The 22,264-nt window shown below is 53.8% G+C and carries 18 protein-coding genes and 1 tRNA gene; 10 read left to right on the top strand and 9 right to left on the bottom strand.

Annotated features, from left to right (window positions below; all coding sequences use genetic code 11):
• Positions 1-127 precede the first annotated feature (127 nt).
• Positions 128-214, bottom strand: a tRNA-Leu gene (locus tag ACJJIR_RS20135).
• A 244-nt stretch (positions 215-458) separates the two neighbouring features.
• Here ACJJIR_RS20135 and rnr point away from each other — a divergent pair.
• The 3 genes from rnr to ACJJIR_RS20120 all read left to right on the top strand — a co-directional run bounded on the left by rnr (position 459) and on the right by ACJJIR_RS20120 (position 6,660).
• Positions 459-3,197, top strand: coding sequence for a ribonuclease R (gene rnr / locus ACJJIR_RS20130; RefSeq protein ID WP_444906596.1), 2,739 nt, complete (start codon positions 459-461; stop codon positions 3,195-3,197).
• A 12-nt stretch (positions 3,198-3,209) separates the two neighbouring features.
• Complete coding sequence (gene rlmB, locus ACJJIR_RS20125) at positions 3,210-3,965, top strand: 23S rRNA (guanosine(2251)-2'-O)-methyltransferase RlmB (RefSeq protein WP_444906595.1); 756 nt, start codon at positions 3,210-3,212, stop codon at positions 3,963-3,965.
• Positions 3,966-4,737: 772 nt separating this feature from the next.
• On the top strand, positions 4,738-6,660 hold the full coding sequence (locus ACJJIR_RS20120) for an RCC1 domain-containing protein (RefSeq protein WP_444906594.1): 1,923 nt from the start codon (positions 4,738-4,740) through the stop codon (positions 6,658-6,660).
• 382 nt (positions 6,661-7,042) lie between these two features.
• On the opposite strand, the gene ACJJIR_RS20115 is transcribed toward ACJJIR_RS20120, so the two are convergent.
• Both ACJJIR_RS20115 and ACJJIR_RS20110 read right to left on the bottom strand, forming a co-directional pair.
• Positions 7,043-7,849 (bottom strand): isocitrate lyase/PEP mutase family protein, encoded by an 807-nt coding sequence (locus ACJJIR_RS20115; protein ID WP_444906593.1) that lies wholly within the window; start codon positions 7,847-7,849, stop codon positions 7,043-7,045.
• A 222-nt stretch (positions 7,850-8,071) separates the two neighbouring features.
• On the bottom strand, positions 8,072-8,899 hold the full coding sequence (locus ACJJIR_RS20110; protein ID WP_444895409.1) for an alpha/beta fold hydrolase: 828 nt from the start codon (positions 8,897-8,899) through the stop codon (positions 8,072-8,074).
• A 353-nt stretch (positions 8,900-9,252) separates the two neighbouring features.
• Here ACJJIR_RS20110 and rpsF point away from each other — a divergent pair, with 353 nt between their 5' ends.
• From rpsF to ACJJIR_RS20080, 6 genes are all read left to right on the top strand, one after another.
• Positions 9,253-9,696: a 30S ribosomal protein S6 gene (gene rpsF / locus ACJJIR_RS20105; protein WP_282930240.1), complete on the top strand. Its 444-nt coding sequence runs from the start codon at positions 9,253-9,255 to the stop codon at positions 9,694-9,696.
• A gap of 12 nt (positions 9,697-9,708) precedes the next feature.
• The gene (gene rpsR / locus ACJJIR_RS20100) at positions 9,709-9,939 is read left to right on the top strand and encodes a 30S ribosomal protein S18 (protein ID WP_108731487.1); all 231 of its coding nucleotides are present in this window, start codon (positions 9,709-9,711) and stop codon (positions 9,937-9,939) included.
• Positions 9,940-9,982: 43 nt separating this feature from the next.
• On the top strand, positions 9,983-10,825 hold the full coding sequence (locus ACJJIR_RS20095) for a YybS family protein (RefSeq protein ID WP_413664135.1): 843 nt from the start codon (positions 9,983-9,985) through the stop codon (positions 10,823-10,825).
• A gap of 36 nt (positions 10,826-10,861) precedes the next feature.
• Complete coding sequence (rplI, locus tag ACJJIR_RS20090; protein WP_282930238.1) at positions 10,862-11,308, top strand: 50S ribosomal protein L9; 447 nt, start codon at positions 10,862-10,864, stop codon at positions 11,306-11,308.
• 109 nt (positions 11,309-11,417) lie between these two features.
• Positions 11,418-12,860, top strand: coding sequence for a replicative DNA helicase (gene dnaB, locus ACJJIR_RS20085; RefSeq protein WP_444906592.1), 1,443 nt, complete (start codon positions 11,418-11,420; stop codon positions 12,858-12,860).
• Positions 12,861-12,914: 54 nt separating this feature from the next.
• Positions 12,915-14,006: a winged helix-turn-helix domain-containing protein gene (locus tag ACJJIR_RS20080; RefSeq protein WP_444906591.1), complete on the top strand. Its 1,092-nt coding sequence runs from the start codon at positions 12,915-12,917 to the stop codon at positions 14,004-14,006.
• Here the strand turns inward: ACJJIR_RS20080 and ACJJIR_RS20075 are convergent.
• From ACJJIR_RS20075 to ACJJIR_RS20050, 6 genes are all read right to left on the bottom strand, one after another.
• Positions 13,996-14,685 carry a DUF6515 family protein gene (locus ACJJIR_RS20075; RefSeq protein ID WP_444906590.1) on the bottom strand — a complete coding sequence of 230 codons (690 nt, stop codon included), beginning with the start codon at positions 14,683-14,685 and terminating at the stop codon, positions 13,996-13,998. The two genes, ACJJIR_RS20080 and ACJJIR_RS20075, sit on opposite strands and share 11 nt — an antisense overlap.
• A 111-nt stretch (positions 14,686-14,796) precedes the next feature.
• Positions 14,797-15,669, bottom strand: coding sequence for an agmatinase (speB, locus tag ACJJIR_RS20070; RefSeq protein WP_444906589.1), 873 nt, complete (start codon positions 15,667-15,669; stop codon positions 14,797-14,799).
• Between the two features lie 63 nt (positions 15,670-15,732).
• Entirely contained in the window at positions 15,733-16,926 is a 1,194-nt protein-coding gene (nspC, locus tag ACJJIR_RS20065; protein WP_108731493.1) for a carboxynorspermidine decarboxylase, read from the bottom strand.
• 69 nt (positions 16,927-16,995) lie between these two features.
• Positions 16,996-18,189 (bottom strand): saccharopine dehydrogenase family protein, encoded by a 1,194-nt coding sequence (locus tag ACJJIR_RS20060; protein WP_444906588.1) that lies wholly within the window; start codon positions 18,187-18,189, stop codon positions 16,996-16,998.
• Between the two features lie 72 nt (positions 18,190-18,261).
• Positions 18,262-20,184, bottom strand: coding sequence for a biosynthetic arginine decarboxylase (gene speA, locus ACJJIR_RS20055; RefSeq protein WP_444906587.1), 1,923 nt, complete (start codon positions 20,182-20,184; stop codon positions 18,262-18,264).
• 232 nt (positions 20,185-20,416) lie between these two features.
• Complete coding sequence (locus ACJJIR_RS20050) at positions 20,417-21,115, bottom strand: DUF6515 family protein (protein ID WP_444906586.1); 699 nt, start codon at positions 21,113-21,115, stop codon at positions 20,417-20,419.
• A 293-nt stretch (positions 21,116-21,408) separates the two neighbouring features.
• Here ACJJIR_RS20050 and panC point away from each other — a divergent pair, with 293 nt between their 5' ends.
• Positions 21,409-22,257, top strand: a complete 849-nt coding sequence (panC, locus tag ACJJIR_RS20045; RefSeq protein WP_444895400.1) for a pantoate--beta-alanine ligase — start codon at positions 21,409-21,411, stop codon at positions 22,255-22,257.
• The last annotated feature ends 7 nt before the right edge of the window (positions 22,258-22,264 follow it).

Genomic DNA, 22,264 nt, shown 5'->3' with positions numbered 1-22,264 from the left:
CCGGCTTTTTTTATGTCCGGAATTTTTTTGGCTGGGTTTTAGAAGGAAAGAGTTAAAAGCGAGGGCTGGAAAATTAAATCACCCAAACGAAAAAAGGCCGACTCTTGCGAGTCAGCCTTTTTGGAATTGGTGCCCAGGAGAGGACTTGAACCTCCACGACCGTTAGGTCACTAGCACCTGAAGCTAGCGCGTCTACCAATTCCGCCACCTGGGCAAATCAACGTGTGCTCCGTTGAGGACGCGAACTATAGAGATCTGCCCCCCCTGTGTCAACGGCTGCGTTGCGCTTTTTTCATCATTTTTTTCTTAGGTCGGGAAAATTGGCGAAATCGCTTATAATGCGTGCAATAGCGGCGAATTATTGACCAGGAATCCACCACCAACGCCGCCTTTCTTTATGGCCGGATAATCTCCGGAGGTTGCCAAACCCAGGCAACTGCCCAACAACGGATGCTGTTTTGACTCAAAAAAATACCTCAGACCCCTTCAATATTGACCCTCATGCCCAGCGCGAGGCGGAGAAATATGAAAAGCCCGTGCCCAGTCGGGAGTACTTGTTACAAGTTCTTGAGAATCAGGCGGAACCTGTGCCCTGGGAAGCGGTGGCCGATTTACTGGAAATAACCGATGAGGATCGTCGCGAAGGGGTAAGGCGCCGTTTGATCGCCATGTCCCGGGATGGGCAGATTGCAAGCAACCGCGCCGGTGATTTTGGTGTACTGGATAAAATGAGCCTGATACGCGGCCGGGTTATGGGGCACCGGGATGGTTTTGGTTTTGTTATCCCCAGCGATGGCGGCACCGATCTTTTTTTATCCCACCGACAGATGCGCAAAGTCTTTGATGGTGACGAAGTATTAGTGCGGGAAACGCCCGGAGGTTTTCGAGGTAAACGCGAGGGCGCTGTTGTCAGGGTGATCAAGCACAATACCGAGCAGCTGGCCGGGCGCCTGTACCGGGAAAACGGCATTTGTTTTGTGCGCCCGGATAATCCGCGCATTAATCTGGATATTATGGTGGCCTCTGAGGACACCGCCGGAGCTGATCACGGCCAGTATGTTGTAGTAAAAATAGTTACCCAACCGGGCCGGGATAAAGTGCCGCAAGGTAAGGTTAGCGAAATTCTCGGTGACCACCTTGCACCGGGTATGGAGATCGATGTTGCGATCCGCAACTACGGAATTCCCCACACCTGGCCCAGTGCACTGACGGCTGAGGTCAATGAAATCGCCGATGAAGTGCTTGAGGACCACAAGAAATCCCGGGTGGATCTTCGCCAGCTGCCGCTGGTTACTATTGATGGTGAAGACGCGCGGGATTTTGATGATGCGGTCTACTGCGAACTTTTACCCGACGGCAACTGGAAATTACTGGTAGCCATTGCCGATGTTTCTCACTATGTGCGCCCGGGTAGTGCGTTGGATGAGGAGGCGCACGGCCGTGGAAACTCGGTTTATTTTCCGGACTTTGTCGTACCCATGTTGCCGGAAAAATTGTCCAACGGCCTTTGCTCCCTAAACCCCGATGTCGATCGGCTGTGTATGGTGTGCGAAATGCACATCAACCGAAGCGGTGAAATTCAGGATTATCGTTTCTTTGAGGCGGTTATGCGCAGCCACGCGCGCCTGACTTACACCCAGGTAGGGCAAATACTCGATGAGCGGGATAACCGCGACAGTGGTGCCCGCAAGCAATTTGCGACCCTGACTCCGCACCTGGACAACCTGCACGATCTTTACCAGGCGTTGCGCGAAGCGCGGGAGCGCCGGGGTGCTATTGATTTTGAAACGACTGAGACCCGGATAATATTTGACGCCCAGCGAAAAATTGAGCGGATTATTCCGGTGGTGCGCAACGATGCTCACAAGCTGATCGAAGAGTGTATGCTCGCGGCCAATGTCTGCGCGGCGAGTCTGATGGAGCTATCGGAACTGCCCGCACTCTACCGGGTGCACGATGCGCCCAAAGAGGAAAAACTCAGTAATTTGCGCGAGTACCTGGGTGAATTGGGATTGCGCCTTCCCGGTGGTGGTGAGCCCCAGCCCAAAGACTTCCAGGACCTGATGGAGCAGATTGAGGGCCGTGCAGATGCGCATATTATTCAGGTGATGCTGCTGCGCTCTATGAACCAAGCGGTTTACCAGCCGGAGAATCGCGGACACTTCGGTTTGGATTACCCGGCCTATGCCCATTTCACCTCCCCGATTCGCCGCTATCCGGATTTGCTCCTGCACCGGGCGCTGCGCTGGTTGATACGCAACGGCAGCGCCAACCAAGCTGCGGTGGCAAAAAAAGTTTACTCGGTGCCCGGCGCCAAACCGATTGCTCGCGAGCAGATTTTGCCCTACGACATGCCGGCCATGTTGCAACTTGGGGAGCAGTGTTCCCTGACCGAGCGGCGCGCCGACGATGCGACCCGGGATGTGCTCAGCTGGCTTAAATGTGAATACCTGCAGGATCATGTGGGCGAAACCTATTCCGGCGTTATCAGTGCGGTCACAGGCTTTGGATTATTTGTGGAGTTGGATGATCTCTACGTGGAGGGACTGATTCATGTCACCGCCCTACCCAAAGACTATTATCGCTTTGAGCAGGCGCACCAGCGTCTTATCGGGGATCGCAGTGGCAAACGTTACCATTTGGGCGACTCTGTCACCGTGCAGGTTGCACGGGTAGATCTCGAAGAGCGCAAGGTGGATTTCACCTTGAATGAACTGGTCCCACGCGCCAAGCGTGAGTCGAAGAAAAAGAAAGAGAGTACGCGGGTGAGTGCCCGCGCTATGGAAATGGCAGTAGAACATCAATTAGAACGCGAGCGCCGGGGCCGCGATAAAAAAGAAAAGCCCAGCAATACCAGTACTAACCCCTGGGCCAAGCATACCGAGACCACAGCCAAGCCCTCGCCTTTCCGCAAGCGCAAGGTGGGCTCAGATGAGGCTGTGCCAGTAGAGGCCAGCGTTGAAGCCCCTGTAGTAAAACCGGAAAAAGAGCCGCTAAATAGGCGAGGTGAAGGCGGGCAAAGTGATGATGCCCAGCCCAAACGCAAGATTAAAAAGCGCACCCCGACACGCAAGGGTGGAAAGCGGCCTGCAGTGGCGGCCCGTAAAGCCGCGCAAAAGGCTGAAAACGCCAAAACCCGTTCGGGTAAATTAAAAAAGAAGAAAAAGGTTTCTTCTAGCAGTAAAAAGAAAAAGTGATCGAGGAATAAATTGAGTCAGGAAGTTATCTATGGTCTGCACGCAGTGCAGGCCCTTCTAAAAGGTTCTCCGCAGAATGTATCGGAGCTGATGTTACTGCGTGGCCGCAAGGATCAGCGCCTGCAAAAAATAATCCAGCAGGCGGAAAAAAATGATATTGCCGTGCGCTTTATTGACCGGAGAGCGCTGGATGAAAAGGTTGAGGATGGTGCTAACCACCAGGGTGTTGTTGCCATCTGTTCTGGCAAAACAAAGGTACACGATGAAAAATTCCTGTTCGACCTGCTAAAACAACTGGATCAGCGCGGGGAAGTGCCTTTCTTATTGGTGCTGGATGGCGTGACGGACCCCCACAATCTGGGAGCCTGCCTGCGCTCGGCAGAGGCTGCTGGAGTCCATGCAGTGATTGCACCAAAAGACAAATCTGCCGGACTGACGCCAACAGCTCGCAAAGTGGCCTGTGGTGCAGCTGAAGTATTGCCCTTTGTTACCGTGACTAACCTGGCTCGCGCATTACAGCAGCTGCAGCAGGCGGGAGTGTGGATATATGGCGCAGCCGGTGAGGCCACACAGGATGTATACCAAAGCCAATTAACTGGCCCCCTGGCGCTGGTTATGGGGGCCGAGGGCAGCGGCTTGCGGCGCCTGACTAGGGAACACTGCGATCATTTGATCAAAATTCCTATGGCGGGAGAGGTAAGCAGCTTAAATGTTTCTGTTGCCACGGGTGTTTGCCTGTTTGAGGCTGTGCGTCAGCGCAACGGCTAAGGGGCCTGTATGACCTGTACTGGCTGGGGAGAATTTATCTCTGGGCGTACAGGTCGGTGCTTATAATATCCATAACGTTATTTCCAGATAGCCTCTGGTGATCTATCGATAAATTCCCCTAATTCTTCCTGTCACTAAATCGAATTGCAAAAAGCAAGGTTTTTGCAACGTTGCTGCGATAATAGCTTCCGCTATATTTTTAATCTGCAGTAATAATATGGTTTTAGTGTGGATCATCGGGTTTTGGTTTATTCTCATATTCGATGGCTTTGTTTAATCAAAGCAACCATAAAGCCAGTCGCAGTTAACTTGTTGCCGTTAAAGTGCGGTAAATCATTGGGCCTAAAGCCCACTTGATCTGCTGGCGCGAATGATCATTTAAGTTTTATCGATCTTGTAAGGTAACCGTTCTTTTGCAGTTTTTAGAACGGTGAGAATTTAAATATAAGTAATTGGAAATGTTGCAATTGCTGATGACGAAAATCCCTAGCAGAGCTATAAATTCAAAAGTGGATTTAAGGGTGTCTGCTGATTGAAAAGATAAGTATAGCTTCACCGAGTTTTAGGTCTGGCTCTTTTTAATTAGTACTCATGTATCTAAATCTTTTGTTCGTTTTTATTTAAATAATATTAGGTCTTATTCATTAGTGAATCGTATTTTAATACCTTTATAGATTTGGAGTCGGCTGAAATATTTGTAATTTGAAGGCCATTTGAATTGCTATATGGCACTTGGCTTTTTATTATGTCGGCTTTACTGGAGGGGGTTTATATGAACGGAGTTACGGGCCAATATCAATCTTGGCATTTGCACATTTTGCACATTTTACGTTTCGGGTTATTCACACTCACTATTGGCCTGCTCAGTGCTTGTGGCGGAGGGGGTAGCAGTAGTAATAACAGCAACAGTGATGGCGATGGGAGCGGTGATGGCAGTGGTAGTGGTGGGACAGATACCGTAACGCTGGAAAGTGTAGGGCTGGAACAAGATAGCACCAATGAATACCAGTATTTCCTAACGGCCTATTACAGTGATGACTCTTCTGTTGATGTTACTGAGGAAGCGGACTGGTCTGTGAGCGACGATAGCCTGGCAACGGTTGAGGCAGGGCTGCTTACTCCTTTGCATAGTGGTTCATTCACTTTGAGTGCCTCTTATGAGGGGGTTGATGCGCAGGTTGATGTTGAGTTGGCTCCAATGCTGCAGAGCCTGCAACTGGATAGGGATGCCTCTAATTTTGATCAATACTATCTGACGGCTAACTATGATGATGACACCTCAGTGGATGTTACCGAAGAGGCCGAGTGGTCGATCAGTGATACTAGTTTGGCAACCGTAGAGCTTGGCCTTATCACCGCCCTGCAGAGTGGCTCAGCGACTCTGAGTGCTTCCTTTGAAGGTGAGACTGTGGATCTGGAGATTGAGCACCTTGTCTATGTACGTGAGATTGTTGGCAGCAAAAGGGAATTTACCGCATTAAAAAATAATGGTTCGGTTGTTTCATGGCCTGATGATTATTATCCAGCAGATATTAGCTTTAGTGAGGTCAGTGCCAGCCTAACCAGTAATGTAGTGGAAATCTATGCTGCAGATTCTGTTTTTGCGGCATTAAAATCCGATGGTTCTGTTATTACCTGGGGGACCCACAGCTATGGTGGGGATAGCAGCTCTGTGAGCGCAAGCTTGGCTGATAATGTGGTTCAGATTTATCCAGCGAAATATGCCTTTGCAGCATTAAAGTCTGACGGTTCTGTTGTGACTTGGGGGCAAGATCGTACTGGTGGTGACAGCAGTGACGTTAGTACTCAGTTGAGCAGCGGCGTTGAGGAAGTTTATACAAAAAATGGGGAGGCTTTTGCCGCCCGAAAAGCGGATGGCTCCGTAGTAACCTGGGGGAAAGATTCTGCAGGTGGTGATAGCAGCGCGGTAAGTGATGAAATCGCCAGTGATGTAGTGGCGATTTTCCCATCAAGTAGTGCTTTTGCTGCGCTTAAATCCGATGGCTCCCTTGTAACGTGGGGATATGTCGATGGGGGTGGTGATAGCAGTGCGGTGAGCACAGAGATTTCCAGCGATATAGTCACTGTTTTTTCAACAAATGATGCTTTTGCTGCGCTCAAGTCAGACGGTTCTGTTGTGACTTGGGGGTATGCTGATTTTGGTGGCGATAGCAGTGCGGTAAGCGCAGAACTTTCCAGTGATGTAGTCACTGTTTTTTCGACAGGTTATGCGTTTGCCGCACTCAAGTCAGATGGCTCTGTTGTTACATGGGGATACGTTGACCGCGGTGGTGATAGTAGCAGTGTGAGTGATCAGCTGGTGGGCGATGTCGTAACAATCTCGGCATCCTATAATGCTTTTGCTGCTCTTAAATCCAATGGCTCAGTTGTCACTTGGGGGCTTAGTGGTTCTGGAGGTGATAGCAGTGAAGTCAGCTCTGAGTTGACTGGAGCAGTGGAAGTGATTCAGGCCTACCCGACTGGTTTTGCAGCAATAACGGGTAATGGGGCTGCAACTACCTGGGGTTCTTGTCTCACTGATAGCAGTAGTATTAGTGACCAACTGGCGGATGGCGTAATGACATTTGGCGCAACTAATTATGGCGGGTGCGCGGTGCTAAAAGACGATAAATCTGTTGTGATCTGGGGGGATACTACTTACGGTGGTGATAGCAGTGGTATCGACTTTTATTAAGTGGTAAGTATATCGATAAGAGCGAAAATATTTATCCATCGCTGATGGAAATACCACTTGTTGTCCTGGTGGATACTGCAGCGTAGGTAAATATTTAGCCGACAATCAAAGCAAGTCTTGGTTGTCGGCTCTTACCTTAATAAATACGTGGATTTTCCAATACTCACCTTTTGTATTAGGTGCACTCCAGCACTATTACTTTACAATTTAACGCCCAAGTAATTGTTTTATGTTTCTTTATTGGATATTCCAGTATTAGCTATTTAAGTAATAGTGGTTTTTCCTTGTTTTTTTATAAGAGTCACTCAAAAGGTTTGCCTGCGGAACTTTCGTAGATGGCAACAAGGCGGGCATCGATATGCCCCGGCTATATTGCCTCTCTCTATGCCTCTTTAATAAAGGCAGAGTTCAGTGTGCCGTAGTCCAACGCCTTGCTAAACAAATTAGCGTCACTTTTAACCGCTGCCAGCTGTTTTAAAGATTCGCTTAAATGGCCATAGACAGATTGGAATAATGCTGGTCCGGTACTAAAGCGTTTTATACCTGCGGCAGAAAATTCCGATAGAGGGGCCATATCCGGAAGCAGCATAATATTTATTGGCAGGTCGATACCCGTTGCCAAACTCCTTGCCTCCTCAATTGAAGAGAGCCCAGGCACAAAGCCGCAGTCAGCACCGGCACTCTTATAAAGCTCTAGCCTCTCTATACACATATTTACCGCTTTATCACCGCTGGCGAGTGCATTGAGATAAACATCGGTACGAGCATTAATTAAAAGCGGGCGGCCGTTAAGTGCTTGGCGAATAGCGCTGATCTTTTCGCCGAGACATTCGGGGGTGTCGTTACCATCTTCAATATTGATGCCTGCAACTCCCAGCGCGACCATTTTACAGGCCAGCTCAGCTACCTGTTTGGGGTTTTGGGAATATCCATCTTCAATATCCACACTCAGAGGTAATGAGGTCACCCGGGCAATCCGCGCGATAGCGTTTAGGTGTTCCTCAACTGGCAGGGCACCGCCATCGGCATAACCCAGTGACCAGGCGACGGCGGCACTGCTGGTGCCTACCGCTTGGGCGCCTGTGTTTTGGCAGATTAAAGCGCTGGCAGCATCCCACGCATTTAGCAGGATCAATGGGGCTGCGGCACGATGCAATTGGGTGAAGGTATTGAATGGGCTGTTGTTCATGGGGATAACCTACTTTAGCGATGTCGTTTCAGTGGTGAATTTACCGCTCAAGAGATTGGTTCACTGGCCACAATCGGAACTGAACCGTGAAAACCGGAAAGACAAATAAGATTGTTGGCTGCGATGTGGGAGGGAGGTGGAGCGGGCAGTTTTTATTAATACATGGCTAAGAAAGCTGTGAATTGCTTTCTTAGCCATACAGGAAAGACAGAAAAAGAAAAATCAGTTGAGAGCAGGATCTTTATGTAGCCACTGCTGTACCGCCTCAACTACGGGGGCGGGATTCTTGATCCAGCTGAGGTGAGGGTTGCCCTTGGGATAAGTGGGTTTCATCTCCCGGGTTTCGCCGCCGACGATCGCCGCTAATTTACGGGCGGCCTGAATAGGGGCGAAGGGGTCGCCGTCCAGCGCAATATGCAGGGTGGGCTGGCTTGTCTTTTCCATTTGCCCAAAGCGATCCTCTGGAGCAAAGCGGCCACTAAATATGGATCGGGCCCAGTCTTTCATCAGTCTGCGCGCTTCGCGCCAGCCGAATCCCATGCGCGCACCGGGGAAATAACCCAGCAGGCTTGAGGTCACACTGGCAATTGAGGCGAAGAGCAGGATGGCGTACTTGTGCAGGCCACTCCAGCTGCGGTGGTCCACATGGCCGGAGGCGATGCTGACAACCTTGGCGTTACCAGTGAGGCCGGCGCGGGCTGCCAGGGTGCTGGTTTGACCGCCGATACTGTGGCCGAGAATCAGCGCTGGCCCCTGGGGGAATTGCTGTTCCAGCAGTTGGATTAACTGCGGGATAAACGAAAACACCAGATCGTTGTAGCCGTAGTCGGCATTTCGGTGGGGGCGCGGCAGGCTCTCCCCGGTGCCGGGCAATTCGCTGATGGCGGTGTTGTAACCGAGCTTTTGCAGTTCTTCCAAGAGCAGGCGGTAGCGGTTGGCCGGTACGCCCATCGCGGGAAGCACCAATACCAGGGGGCCTTCGCCGTTGTGTACTGTGGTTACTGGTACCTGGAAGGCGCCAAATTCTAATTGGTGGGTTTGTTGGGGCATGGTACTTCTCCCTTTAACAGTCCGGCATCATAGGCGAAGCCAGCTTGCCAAACCCATGACCAGACCGAGCAGTGCTGTGTCCCAATCCGCCAAATCCCAGAAACAAGGCGAGTGGCAGGGTAGTCATTTTGATCAACCTCTAACTTGGAATGCGAATGCACTTGCTTGAGGTAATTGATCAGCTTGCAACCGGGTGGGCGAAGGCACAGGGCCTGATGCAACTGGTTAACTTGCAACCAACTCCACAACTGCCTAGAATACGCCGCCCGCAATGGGCCCGGTTTATCCGTGCCCGTTGTACTCCTTGCCTCATCGGACTGTCCGAGAGGCTGATTAACCCGTAAGGAGCTAAAATGCGTCATTACGAAATTGTATTCCTGGTTCACCCGGACCAGAGCGAGCAGGTACCTGGCATGGTGGAGCGCTACACTGCGTCCATCAAGGAGAGCGGTGGACAGGTTCACCGTCTGGAAGACTGGGGCCGTCGCCGTCTGGCTTACCCGATCAACAAGATCCACAAGGCTCACTACATTCTGATGAACGTAGAATGTTCTGAAGAAGCCCTTGAGGAACTGACTACCAACTTCCGTTACAACGATGCGGTTATCCGTAATCTGGTAATTCGTGAAGACGAGGCGATCACTGAAGAGAGCCCGATCATGAAAGCGGAAAAAGAAAGCCGTGAGCGCAAAGCTGCCCGTGCAGAGCGCACCGAGCGTCGCGAGCGCGCCGGAGAAGAGAAAGCTTCTTCCGACGCTGCAGAAGCTTCTTCCGATAACGCTGAAAGCGAAGAGTAAGGGGATTATCAGATGGCACGTTTTTTCCGTCGTCGCAAGTTCTGCCGTTTCACCGCTGAAGGTGTTAAGCGTATCGACTACAAAGATCTCGATACCCTGAAAGCCTACATCTCCGAGACTGGCAAAATTGTTCCTAGCCGTATTACCGGTACCAAAGCCAAGTATCAGCGTCAGCTGGCCTCTGCGGTCAAGCGCGCTCGCTACCTGGCCCTGCTGCCGTACACGGACAGCCACGAAGCCTAAGCCGCAGTTTGCTTAGACTCATTAATAGAGAAGCTATCTAGATATGCGCGCCGTAGCTGAATTTATTATGCGCGGACGCGTCAGGGCGGTAATCCTCACCATGTTGGGGATTCCGCTGATAAGCCCGGCAATTCTCGCTCTGGTGAGTTTGCGCCGAGGCAGCAGTGACGGCCTGATGGTTTTGGCCTGGGCTCTGTTGCCGATTGTCGTTATGGGTATGAGTGGTCATGTACCACCACTGGTGACTGGTATATCCGCAGGCCATTTTGTTGCAGTTTTTTGCGGCGCCATGGCATTGCGCAGCAGTCGCTCCTGGGCCGCTGGCCTGGTGGCTGTAACGGCGGCATCAGCAGCAGGCATATTGCTGACCTCTCTCTTCAGTGGAGGACTGATGCAAGGGTTCTTGCAGGCAGTCGAGAATGCAGCGGAACAGCCCAATACTGTTCCAATGGATGAACTGAAGCAGATATTTTCGGGTGAATTGCAAATTACCGGTTACCTGGGCCTGATATCGGCGATGAGCGCCACATTGGCTCTGGTACTGGGGCGTTACTGGCAGGCCCTGCTGTACAACCCCGGCGGTTTCCGCCAGGAGTTCCACCAGCTGCGCCTGCCCCTGTGGCTGTCAGCGACAAGTATGTTGTTGTGGGTAGTCAGCTTGGTAACCCCAGGCTACGCATTTTGGGGAGCGGTGATTGCGTTCCCGATGGTGGTAGCTGGTATTGCCCTGGTCCACTGGCTGGTTGCCAGTCGCGGTTGGGGGGTAGGTCCCCTGGTGGCGATGTACATCATGCTGGTGATTGGAGGGCTGCCCTTGGCGGGCTTCCTCTGCGGCCTGGCCCTGGTAGATAGCTGGATAGATATTCGCGGACGCTCTTCCAAATAAGCGCGCCCGCACAATACAGAAATTGAGGAAACCGAGATGGAAGTTATTCTGCTCGATAAAGTAGGCAAACTGGGCAACGTGGGTGACCGCGTTGATGTTAAAGCCGGTTTTGGCCGCAATTTCCTGCTGCCGACTGGTAAGGCAATTGCTGCTACCGCCGCTAACATTGCTGAGTTCGAAGCTAAGCGCGCTGAACTGGAAGCCGCTGCTGCCGCTAAGCTGGCTGAAGCTGAGAGCCGCGCTACCAAGCTGGCCGATCTGGTTGTTACCATCGCTGCTAACGCTGGCGACGAAGGCAAGCTGTTCGGTTCTATCGGCACTCGCGACATCGCTGAAGCGATCTCCGCTGGTGGCGTTGAAGTAGCTAAAGCTGAAGTTAAGCTGCCGGAAGGCGCGCTGCGCGAAGTGGGCGAGTACGACGTAGACGTACAGCTGCACTCCGACGTAATTGCTGCAGTTAAAGTCGTTATCGAAGCCGAGTAAGGTTTTGCTGACGAACGGTTGGTGCTTCGGGCGCCAGCCGCGCTACAATCGGGCGCTGCACCCTATCGGGTCCAGCGCCTGTTTTGTTTTTACTATCCAGTAAAGTCCCATGATCGACGAATACGCCGCCCCTGAAGAAGAGATCCGCAGCGAAGAGAGTTCACCCCTGCCGCATTCGGTAGAGGCGGAGCAGTCTGTGCTCGGCGGCCTGATGCTGGACCCGGGCCGTATTGATGCCGTTGCCGAACAGCTGAGTGAAGAGGATTTCTTCAGCGCCAGTCACCGCAAGATCTTTGCGGTTATGGGCGAGCTGAGTAATGGCGAACAGCCCCTGGATATCGTTACCCTCGCCGAAGGCCTCGCCAGCCGCGACCTGCTCGGTGAAGTGGGTGGCCCTGCCTACCTGGCGGAATTGGCCGAAAACACTCCCTCCGCAGCGAATATCGTCGCCTACGCCAAGATCGTGCGTGAGCGCTCCATGCTGCGCCAGCTGATCGCCGCTGCCGGTGAGATCAGCCGCACCAGTTTTAATCCCGGCGGCCTTGCCTCCGCCGACCTGCTGCAGATGGCTGAGCGCCGCGTGGCGGAAATCGCCGAGGGGCGCGCCAAAGAGGGCGGCTTTGTCGGCGTGGATACCCTACTGAAAAAGACTGTCGAGCGCATCGATGAGCTGTTCAAGACCGAGGGTGATATCACCGGTATCAGTACCGGTCTGACCGAGCTGGACCAGCGCACCTCCGGCTGGCAGCCGGGCGAACTGGTTATTCTCGCCGCGCGTCCCTCCATGGGTAAGACCGCGCTCGCATTGAATTTTATCGAGAGCGCCATGCTCTGCCAGGAGAGCCCGACTCTGGTCTTCAGTATGGAGATGCCCTCGGACAGCCTGGTGATGCGGATGTTGTCTTCTATTGGTCGTATCGACCAGGGGCGCATCAGGAACGGCAAGCTGCAGGAAGAGGATTGGCCAAAGCTGTCCAGTGCCGTGCAGAAGATGAAAGGCAAGTCCCTGTATATCGATGATACGCCGGCACTGAGTCCCAGCGAGGTGCGCGCCCGTACCAAGCGCACAGTGCGCGATCACATCAACAAATTGATGCGCGAGAACCCCAAGTTAAGCCGCGAAGACGCCGAGGCCAAGAGTATGCCCGCCATGATTATGGTGGACTATTTGCAGCTGATGCAGGTGAAGGGGTCTACTGAGGGCCGCACCCAGGAGATCTCCGAGATCTCCCGCTCTCTCAAGGCGCTGGCGAAAGAATACGAATGCCCGGTGATTGCCCTGTCGCAGCTCAACCGGGGAGTAGAGCAGCGCCCCAACAAACGGCCGATGAACTCGGACCTGCGGGAATCCGGGGCGATCGAGCAGGACGCTGACGTGATCCTGTTTATCTACCGCGATGAATACTACAACGAGGACAGCCCGGATAAAGGGATGGCCGAGTTGATTATCGGCAAGCAGCGTAACGGTGAGATCGGCACCTGCCGCGCAGCCTTTGTGGGCAAATACACTCGCTTCGATAATCTGGCGCCGGAATACTACCAGGGCGAATAAGCCTTTCTGCTAGGTTCGCGGCTGTCGAATATCCGAGCCTAGGGGAGCCACCTCTTGTTATCCGAGCAAAAGATCCGCGCACTGGTGCTGCAACGCCAATTTATCCACAGCTCTTGGACTGAAGGATTGTCGGGGTTGTTGCAACATCTTGGCGCCCTACAGTTGGATGCTATCCAGCGAATTACCCGGGCCCACCACCACCAGCTCTACAATCGCCTGCCCCGTTACCGCGAGTCACACCTGGCTGAAGCTGAAGAGCGCCGCGAAATTTTCGAGTACTGGTCCCACGCCGCTGCCTACCTGCCAATGGCCCACTACCCCTATGCGCGGGTGCGTATGGATCGTATCCGCGCCGGTCAGCGCCACTGGTTTGAAAAGAATGCCAAGCTGTGTCGCTATGTTCTCGATCGTGTGCGAGAGGAGGGTGCCCTGAGGGCCAGTGATTTTGTGCGCACCAAGAGTGGATGGTGGGAGTGGTCCGATGAAAAGAAAGCCCTGGAGCAGTTGTTTCATGAAGGTGAGCTGATGGTCAGCCACCGGGAGGGCTTTCAAAAAGTCTTCGATCTCCCGGAGCGGATACTGCCGGCAAGAATCTCGACCAATGCCGCCTCGGAAATTGAGTATGGTAGCCATCTGGTGCGCACTTTTCTGGGGTGCCAGGGGATTGGCCGAGCGGAGGAAATTGCTTACCTGCGCAGGGACGACAAACCCCTTATCCAGCTGGCAATTAAGCGCATGTTGGCAACCGGTGAGCTCACTCAGTGGGGGAAAGAGCTGATGCTCACCGAGTACCTGGACTGGGAGCCAGTACGACCATCGCGCAAAGTGCGCCTGTTATCCCCATTCGACCCAGTGATATTGCAGCGCAAACGCCTGCGCCGGCTGTTTGATTTTGAGTATCAATTGGAGTGCTATGTACCGGCGGCCAAGCGCCGCTATGGCTATTTTTGTCTGCCGATTTTATACGGCGATCAATTCGTGGGGCAGGTGGATTTGAAAGCTGATCGGGATGCGGGTGTATTGCGGATAGAGGCCCTGCACTGGAACAAGAAACCCGGTGTCTCGCTGGAGGCGAGTTACCACCGGGCTCTGGGGCAGTTTGCCCGCTTTCACGGGCTGGAAAGCGAAGCCGCGCTTACAGCTTGACGACTACGTAGACCTCCTGGCCATCGCGCTGGGTCGGCATAAAGTAATTGCCGCCATAGCGGTAGTACTGGATGCCATTGATAATTTCAGCGGCATAGCCATTGGGTAGGGTTTCCACCACTTGTCCGGGCTGGAAGCCCTGCGGGCCAGGGTCCGGGGTTGCAGGCACAGTAGCGGGAGCTGCTGCCGTTGCAACAGGAACGGCTACAGCCGGCGCAGGCGCTGGAACAACGGCCACGGGTGCTGGAGCTACAGCCACTGCAGGTGGTGCTACTACGACATAAGTTCGGGTAGCCGGGTGCCACTGATAGTAGGCATTGGCGTACTGGTAATAAGTAATTCCGCCCACATGGACTCTGACAGCACTAGTTGGCAGGGTGACTACCGAGGCGCCCAGGGGGGCGGCGACAACGACGTAACCACGGGGACCGTGGCGGTAGAAATGTCCGCCATGGTAGTAAAAGGGACGTCCGCCAACTGCGACACGCACATGGCCAACAGGTAGTACGGGCGCAACAAATCCGATCGAAACACGTGGTCCGCGATAAACACCGCCACGGTGGTGGTGGCGATGATCTCCCCCGCGCTCATAACCGCGCGCATCGGCCGGTGGGCTAAAGGCAAAAGCGGCCAGCGCCAGGAACGCACTGGCGCCAATTACGACATTCAGTTTATTCACAGTCTCTCCAGCGAAGTGATTACTCACATTTGACATACTAACCCTTATCCTGACATTAAAGACAGGTTAATTGGTTAAGAATTGTCAAAGTGCCGGAGGCTGGATCAGTGGTCAGCGGTTGCGCTGGATGATTCCCATCAGCTTATACATCAGCTGTGCGGCGGCAAAATCATAGGCGTGAAAGCCCTCGATCGGTGCAAATTCCAGCAGATCGAAGCCGATAATCTCTCTTTGTCGCGCAACGGATTCGAACAAGTTGAGGGTCTGGTACCAGCTGAGACCACCGGGTACCGGGGTGCCGGTGGAAGGGAAGACCGATGGGTCCATACCGTCCACATCCAGTGTAAAGAAGACTTTCTTGGGGAAATTCTCCGGTAACTGGAATTCCTGCACATTGTTTGGCACCAGTTGGTGGGCATCCAGATAGCCCACGTTGTGGTCCTTGCGGGCTTGAACTTCCTCTTCGCAATAGGCGCGGATACCCAGCTGGAACAGGGGGACACCGGCTTCTACCACTAGACGCATCACGCTGGCGTGGCTGTGTTTGTGGCCCTCATAGCGATCGCGAAGGTCGGCGTGGGCATCGATCTGCACCACGCCAAAATCGGTTTCACCGGCGTCGAGTAGCCCTTTGATAATACCCCAGGTCACCGAATGCTCACCGCCGATACCCACCGGCATCTTGCCAAGCGCCAACACTTCTTTGGTGGCGGCGGCGATATTCTCCATCACCTGTTCTGCAGGGCCGGAAACCGAGACCGGCGAGCGGGTGTAGATGCCCAGGTCACAGGGGTTGGAGAAGTTGTCAAAAGTTTCCAGTTGCCAGGATGCTTCCAGGATGGAGGCCGGGCCCTTGCCGGTGCCGCCACCGTAGGAGACGGTTTCCTCATAGGGGATGGGGATAATGTGAAAGAGGGCGTCTTCCGGCTTCGGCTGCTCGATTTCGGAGCCGAGAAAAATGGGGTATTCGTTTTCTGACAACATCTACTGGTCCTCTGGCGGAGGCAATAACTCATTGCCTGCCGCATCTATCTCTATCGGCACTGTTTAGGAGAGGCGTTCCTTAAAATCTTCGTAGCCGAAAGTTTTGATCATCTTCAGGTCGTCGGTATCCGAATTCCACAGGGCGATAGCCGGTAGGGGGATACCGTTAAAAGTATTGGTTTTCACCATGGTGTAGTAGGCCATTTCCTCGAACACCAGTCGCTCGCCAATCCGCAGTGGTTGACTGAAGCTGTATTCGCCAATGCTGTCACCGGCCAGGCAACTCTGTCCGCCCAGGCGGTAGGTGTGGGGTAAGTCACCGGGGCGAGCGGCACCGGTAATTTCCGGTCGGTAGGGCATTTCCAGCACATCGGGCATATGGCAGGTGGCAGAGGCGTCGAGGATGGCTTGGTTTTCACCGTTCCAGGCGATATCCACTACCTCAGCCACAAGGACTCCGGCGAACAGGGAGATGGCCTCACCGGGTTCCAGGTAGACCTGTACATTGTGCTTGTCGGAAAAGCTGCGCACTGCTTCGACCAGCTCATCCACCTGGTAATCCCGGCGAGTAATATGGTGGCCGCCGCCAAAATTAATCCACTCCATTTGTGGTATCAGATCGCCAAACTTCTCCTCCACGGCAGCGATTGTGCGCTGCAGAGGTTTGAAATCCTGTTCACATAACGTGTGGAAGTGCAGGCCGCTGATGCCTTCGAGGGACTCCCCTTCAAACAGCGAGCGCACGATGCCCAGGCGCGAACAAGGGGCGCAGGGGTCGTAGAGATCGGTGTGTCCCTCGGAGTGCTCAGGGTTGATACGCAGGCCAAAACGCAGCTCTGGCCGCTGCTGTTGCATATCCAGGCACAACTCCCGAAAACGCTTCCATTGGGAGAAGGAATTGAAAATTACATGGTGGGCAAATTGCAGTATTTCCCGCAGTTCCTCATCCTTGTAAGCGGCACTGAAGACATGAACTTCCTTGCCTTTGTCGCGACCGCCGTACTCTTCGAACCCCAGTTTGGCTTCGTGCAGGCCACTGGCACAGGTCCCGGATAGATATTCAGCCACGATGGGCCCGGTGCTGAACATGGAAAAGGCCTTGAGCGCTGCCAGTACCTTGGCACCGCTGCGTTCCTGTACATCGGCGAGCAATGCCAAATTATTGCGCAGGGCAATTTCATCGATCACAAAACAGGGAGAGGGAACGCGGTAGGGATCGAAGCTGCCGAAATAGTCAACGGGGGGAGTGAGGTCCATGGTGCGTTATATCCTGGTGCGGCGGGGCGGGCACTGGAGTCCGCCCCGCTAGGTCGGGAAAGAAGCGATTTACTGGAAGGGCTTATCCAACCAGGTTTCCTGCCAGGGCAGGCCGTACTTGTTCAGGTCATCCATAAAGGGATCTGGATCCATCTGCTCCATATTCCACACGCCGGGCTTCATCCACTTGCCTTCCAGCATCATCTTGGCACCGATCATGGCCGGTACGCCGGTGGTGTAGGAGATCGCCTGGGATTGAACTTCCTGGTAGCAGTCCTGGTGGTCGCAGGTGTTGTAGACGTAGTAGATTTTCTCTTCGCCGTCTTTGGTGCCACGGATAATGTTGCCGATGCAGGTCTTGCCTTTGGTCAGCGGGCCGAGGCTGGCGGGGTCTGGCAGCAGCTCTTTAAGGAACTGGATAGGTACAATTTGCTGGCCCTGGAATTCCACCGGCTCAATGCCAGTCATTCCGACGTTTTGCAGAACTTCCAGGTGTTTCAGGTAGCTCTCGCCAAAGGTCATCCAGAAACGCGCGCGCTCAATTTCCGGGAAGTGCTTGGACAGGGATTCCAGCTCTTCGTGGTAGAGCAGGTAGATATCCTTATCGCCAATGCCTTCGGGGAAGTTGAATACGCGTTTCTCTTCCATCGGCTTGGTGGTAACCCACTGGCCATTTTCCCAGTAGCGACCGTTGGCGGTGATCTCGCGGATATTAATTTCCGGGTTGAAGTTGGTGGCGAACGGCAGGCCGTGGTCGCCGGCATTACAGTCGAGAATATCCAGGGTGTGGATACGATCGAAGTGATGCTTCTTGGCGTAGGCGGTAAATACGCTGGTGACGCCGGGATCGAAGCCGCTGCCCAGCAGTGCCATCAGGCCGGCTTTCTCAAATTTCTCCTGGTAGGCCCACTGCCACTTGTACTCGAACTTGGCCTCTTCCGGCGGCTCGTAATTGGCGGTATCGAGGTAGTGCACGCCGGTTTCCAGGCAGGCATCCATAATGTGCAGATCCTGGTAGGGCAGGGCCACATTGATGACCAGGTCCGGCTTCACTTTTTCGATCAGTTTTACCAATTCAGGCACATTGTCCGCATCTACTTCAGCGGTGTCGATTTTGCGCGGCAGCATAGCGGCAATCTTGTCGCACTTGCTTTTGGTGCGGCTTGCCAGGGTGATATTTTCAAATACCTCAGCAACCTGTGCGCACTTGTGCGCAACCACCTGGCCGACACCGCCGGCGCCGATGATCAGTACGTTGGCCATAAAGATCTCCTTAAATCTGCGGATAATGTTATCGCTATATTCTCAAAGGCGTTGGCGCCTCATTTTTAAAATTTATTTTTCAAAGTAGGTGTAACCGCTCATGCTGGCGGTATAGGTTTGCAAAATCTGTTTGCGTTGGGCGGCGGTAATCAACCCCTGCTTGACGGCGCGTTCTGCCAGGCGGCGGAAGCGCTCAAACAGCGCCTTGGGCTGGTATTCCACGTAGCTTAACACGTCAGAAATACTGTCACCGTGAATCTCGTGGCTGAAGTCTATGCTGCCGTCTTCCTGGATGCGCACACTCACAACATTGGTGTCCCCAAACAGGTTGTGCAGGTCACCCAGGGTCTCCTGGTAGGCGCCAATTAAGAAGGTGCCGAGAATATAGTCCTCGCCATCCTTTAGCTCGTGTAAAGGCAGGGTTTTCTGCTCTTTTTCCCGGCCAATAAAGCGGTCGATCTTACCATCACAGTCACAGGTGATGTTGGCGATGATGGCGGAGCGCGTCGGGGCTTCGTCCAGGCGGTGGATCGGCAGCAGTGGGAATACCTGATCGATAGCCCAGATGTCCGGTACCGATTGGAATACGCTCACATTGGCGTAGTAGATATCCGACAGTACCTCCGGCAGAGCTTGCAGATCTGCGGGAATCTCTTCGGCTTCATCGAGTAATTTGCGAATATCCTGGGCGCTCTGCAGGAACAGGTTTTCCGCATTGGCGCGTTCGCGCAGGCTCACCTGGCCGTGCAGATACAGAGAGCGCACTTCATCGCGGTAATAGAGTGCGTCGTTGTAACTCTCTTGCAGGTTTTTGGGGGTGATACTGCGCACTGCGTCCTGCAGGTTGAGCAGCATCTGGTGGTCGCCTTCGCTGATCTTGGTGTGCTCCAGCTCTACCGGCTCGAAACGGGTAGTGTCGAGAATATCGAATAGCAGTACAGAGGAGTAGGCTACAGTGGCGCGGCCGGATTCGGTGATAATCACCGGATGTTCGACTCCCTCGCTATCGAGGGTGCCCATAATGGCTTCCACTACATCGACACAGTACTCGTCCAGGGAGTAATTCTTTGAGTGGGTGTAATTGGTCTTGCTGCCATCGTAATCCACCGCCAGGCCACCGCCCAGATCCAGGTAGCCCATGGGCGCGCCTTCTTCCACCAGATCGGCGTAGTAGCGGCAGGCTTCCAAAACTCCGGTGCGGATGTCGCGGATATTCGGTACCTGTGAGCCCAGGTGATAGTGCAACAACTTGAGACAGTCGAGCATATCGTGGTTGCGCAGTTGATCGACCATGGCGATCAGGTCGTTACTGCCCAGACCGAAAATACTACGGTCGCCACTGGTCGCATTCCAGTAGCCGCCCACCTTGGAGGCGAGTTTTACCCGTGCGCCGATATTTGGGCGCACCTGCTCGCGCTCGGCGCAGCGGATAATGGTCTCCACTTCCGAGGGCGTTTCCACGACGAAGAAAACCTGTACGCCCAGGCGTTGGGCCTGCAGTCCGAGGTTAATAAATTCCTCGTCCTTATAGCCGTTGCAGACGATCAGGGATTCGGTGTTATCCAGAATGGACAGGGCAGCGATAAGTTCTGCTTTACTGCCCGCCTCCAGGCCGTGGTTAAAGCGGCGGCCGGCATTGGCAATTTCTTCAATGACCTGACACTGCTGGTTCACCTTAATGGGGAACACGCCGCGAAAAACATTGCCGTAGCCGCAATCGTCGATAGCGCGAGCAAAGGATTCGTTAATCCGGGCGATCTGCGCCTCGAGTAAATTCTCAATACGCAATAGCAGGGGCATACCCAGGCCGCGCTCGGTGGCGCCTCGGGCAATGTCCATCAGCGAAACACTGTGTGTTACCCCGTTGGGGCCGTCGACTTGCAGTGAAACTTCACCATTTTCGTTCAAATCGAAATATCCGGCGCCCCAATTGCGGATGCCGTAGAGCTCGGCCGAATCTTCGCAAGTCCAGTCTTTTACTTGTTGCTTTTTCATGGCGCCTTTCTGTTGATATTGGCGGGCGCGAATCTTGGGCCCAGCAGGGCCGGAAAGCAATAACTATAGATAAAAAAACGCTAATTTTTGCGCACTGAAAAGTAAATGGGGAGCGAGTGGATGGCCAGCTCTTTTGCACTCTGCGACAGGGGGCTGAAGAAGGTGATTGATCTGCGTAAATCTGAGTAAAAAAAGGCGGCCCGAGGGCCGCAGGGAGGGGGGGATTGGGTAATCAGTAATAGGGCGGCTTGGGGACAACCCGGTAGCCGCGGTGGCTATGGTCCCACAGGTAGTAGGTGTCATAGGCCACGTAGTAATTGTGTCCACCGGCTACCACGGTCAGTGCTGATGCTGGCAGGCTGTGCACGATAGCGCCGTGGGGGGCCTGGGCTACTACGTAGCCGTGAGAAGCCGGGCGATAAAAAATTCCATCGCTATAGTAGAAGCCCGCTGTTCCGATACTGATACTGACGAAATTACGCGGCAGGTGGCGCCAGCGGTAGCCATAACCGTAGTGCGAGGGACGGTAGTGGGGGCGGTGGCCGCGATAACCGTGGCGGTAAACCGGTCTGTGTGCCGCGCGATATTCGTGGCGGTGGCCCTGCTTGTGGCCTTTTCTATGCCCTTTGTTATAGCCTTTGTTGTAGCCCTCTTTATAGGCGTGGCGAACTTCGCGGCGGTGCTGGCGCTCCTCTCTGCGTTCACGTCTGCGCTCTTCTTTCTTGCGCTCTTGTCTGCGGCGTTTCTTTTCCTGCTGGCGGTCGTGATGCTTGTCGTGCTGTTTCTTTAAGTGGCGCTGTTCGCGTTCGGCTCTTCCATATTTGTGGTGGTCGTCCATGGCGCGCTGGTGCCCGCGATGTGACTCGGAAAGGGCGGGTGCTGCGATCAGCAGCAGGCTTAGGGTGGCGATGGCAGTAGTGAGGTGTTTCATAACATCTCTCCCGAGCGTGGGGCTCTTTTCTTTCAGATCAGGTCTTTTGTGTATCTTGGCGTGAAGTTTGCCCTGGCGGGTCTGAACACTTCCTGAACTGAATGGGGTAAAATTCGGCGGCAATCGACGGCGTCGATAGTGACTAGCAGTTCAGGTATGGGCAGAGATTGTCTGGCGGGGCCACAGGCTGGATTCTGCGGCGAAATCTTATTGAGAGCGGCAATTTTGCTATGTTGAGACGCCAGGTCTCAGCGAGTATGATGCCGCGCTGATTCATAGTGAGCGGTAGCAAGATGCAAGTCTTCCACCACGTAGCAAGTCTGCGCGAGGCGCTGGCCCAGGCCCGCAAAGACGGCAAGACCGTCGGCTTTGTGCCAACCATGGGCAATCTGCACGATGCCCATATAGAGCTGGTCAAAATCGCCCAGCAACACTGCGATCTAGTTGTGGTATCCATCTTCGTCAACCGACTGCAATTCGGTTTGAATGAGGATTGGGATAAGTATCCGCGCACTATGGAGCGGGATATGGCCAGCCTGCGGGAAGCGGACTGTGACTTCCTGTTCCATCCGGATGAGAGTGAGATTTACCCCAACGGCATGGACCAGCAGACCCGTGTGGTTTGTCCGGCGATGACCGATGTCCTGTGCGGCGCCAGCCGACCGGGTCACTTTGAAGGGGTCACCACCGTAGTTTCGAAGCTTTTCAACATTGTGCAGCCGGATAAGGCTATTTTCGGGATTAAGGATTTCCAGCAGTTAGCAGTGATCCGCCGTATGGTGGAAGACCTGTGTATGCCGGTGGAAATTGTGGCGGCGCCGGTGCACCGTGAGGAAGATGGCTTGGCAATGAGCTCTCGCAATGGTTATATCACTGCGGAAGAGCGACCGAAGGTTGCTGTACTCAACCAGTTACTTAACTGGGCTAAGGATGAAATTGTGGCTGGACGCCGGGATTTCGCCGACCTCGAGACAGAGGCGCGCAAGCGAATTGAAGAGAGTGGCTTTCGAGTTGACTACTTCTCCATCTGTTACAGCAAGGATTTACAGCCAGCGGCAGATGACGATAAAGAAATCACGATCCTGGGAGCTATGTACACCAGTGCAGCGCGCCTGATCGACAATGTTTCCCTGGAACTCTGAGGGGCAT

The sequence above is a fragment of the Microbulbifer maximicatervae (SeqCode) genome (assembly GCF_052467385.1).
This window is presented reverse-complemented; position numbering and strand designations above follow the sequence as displayed.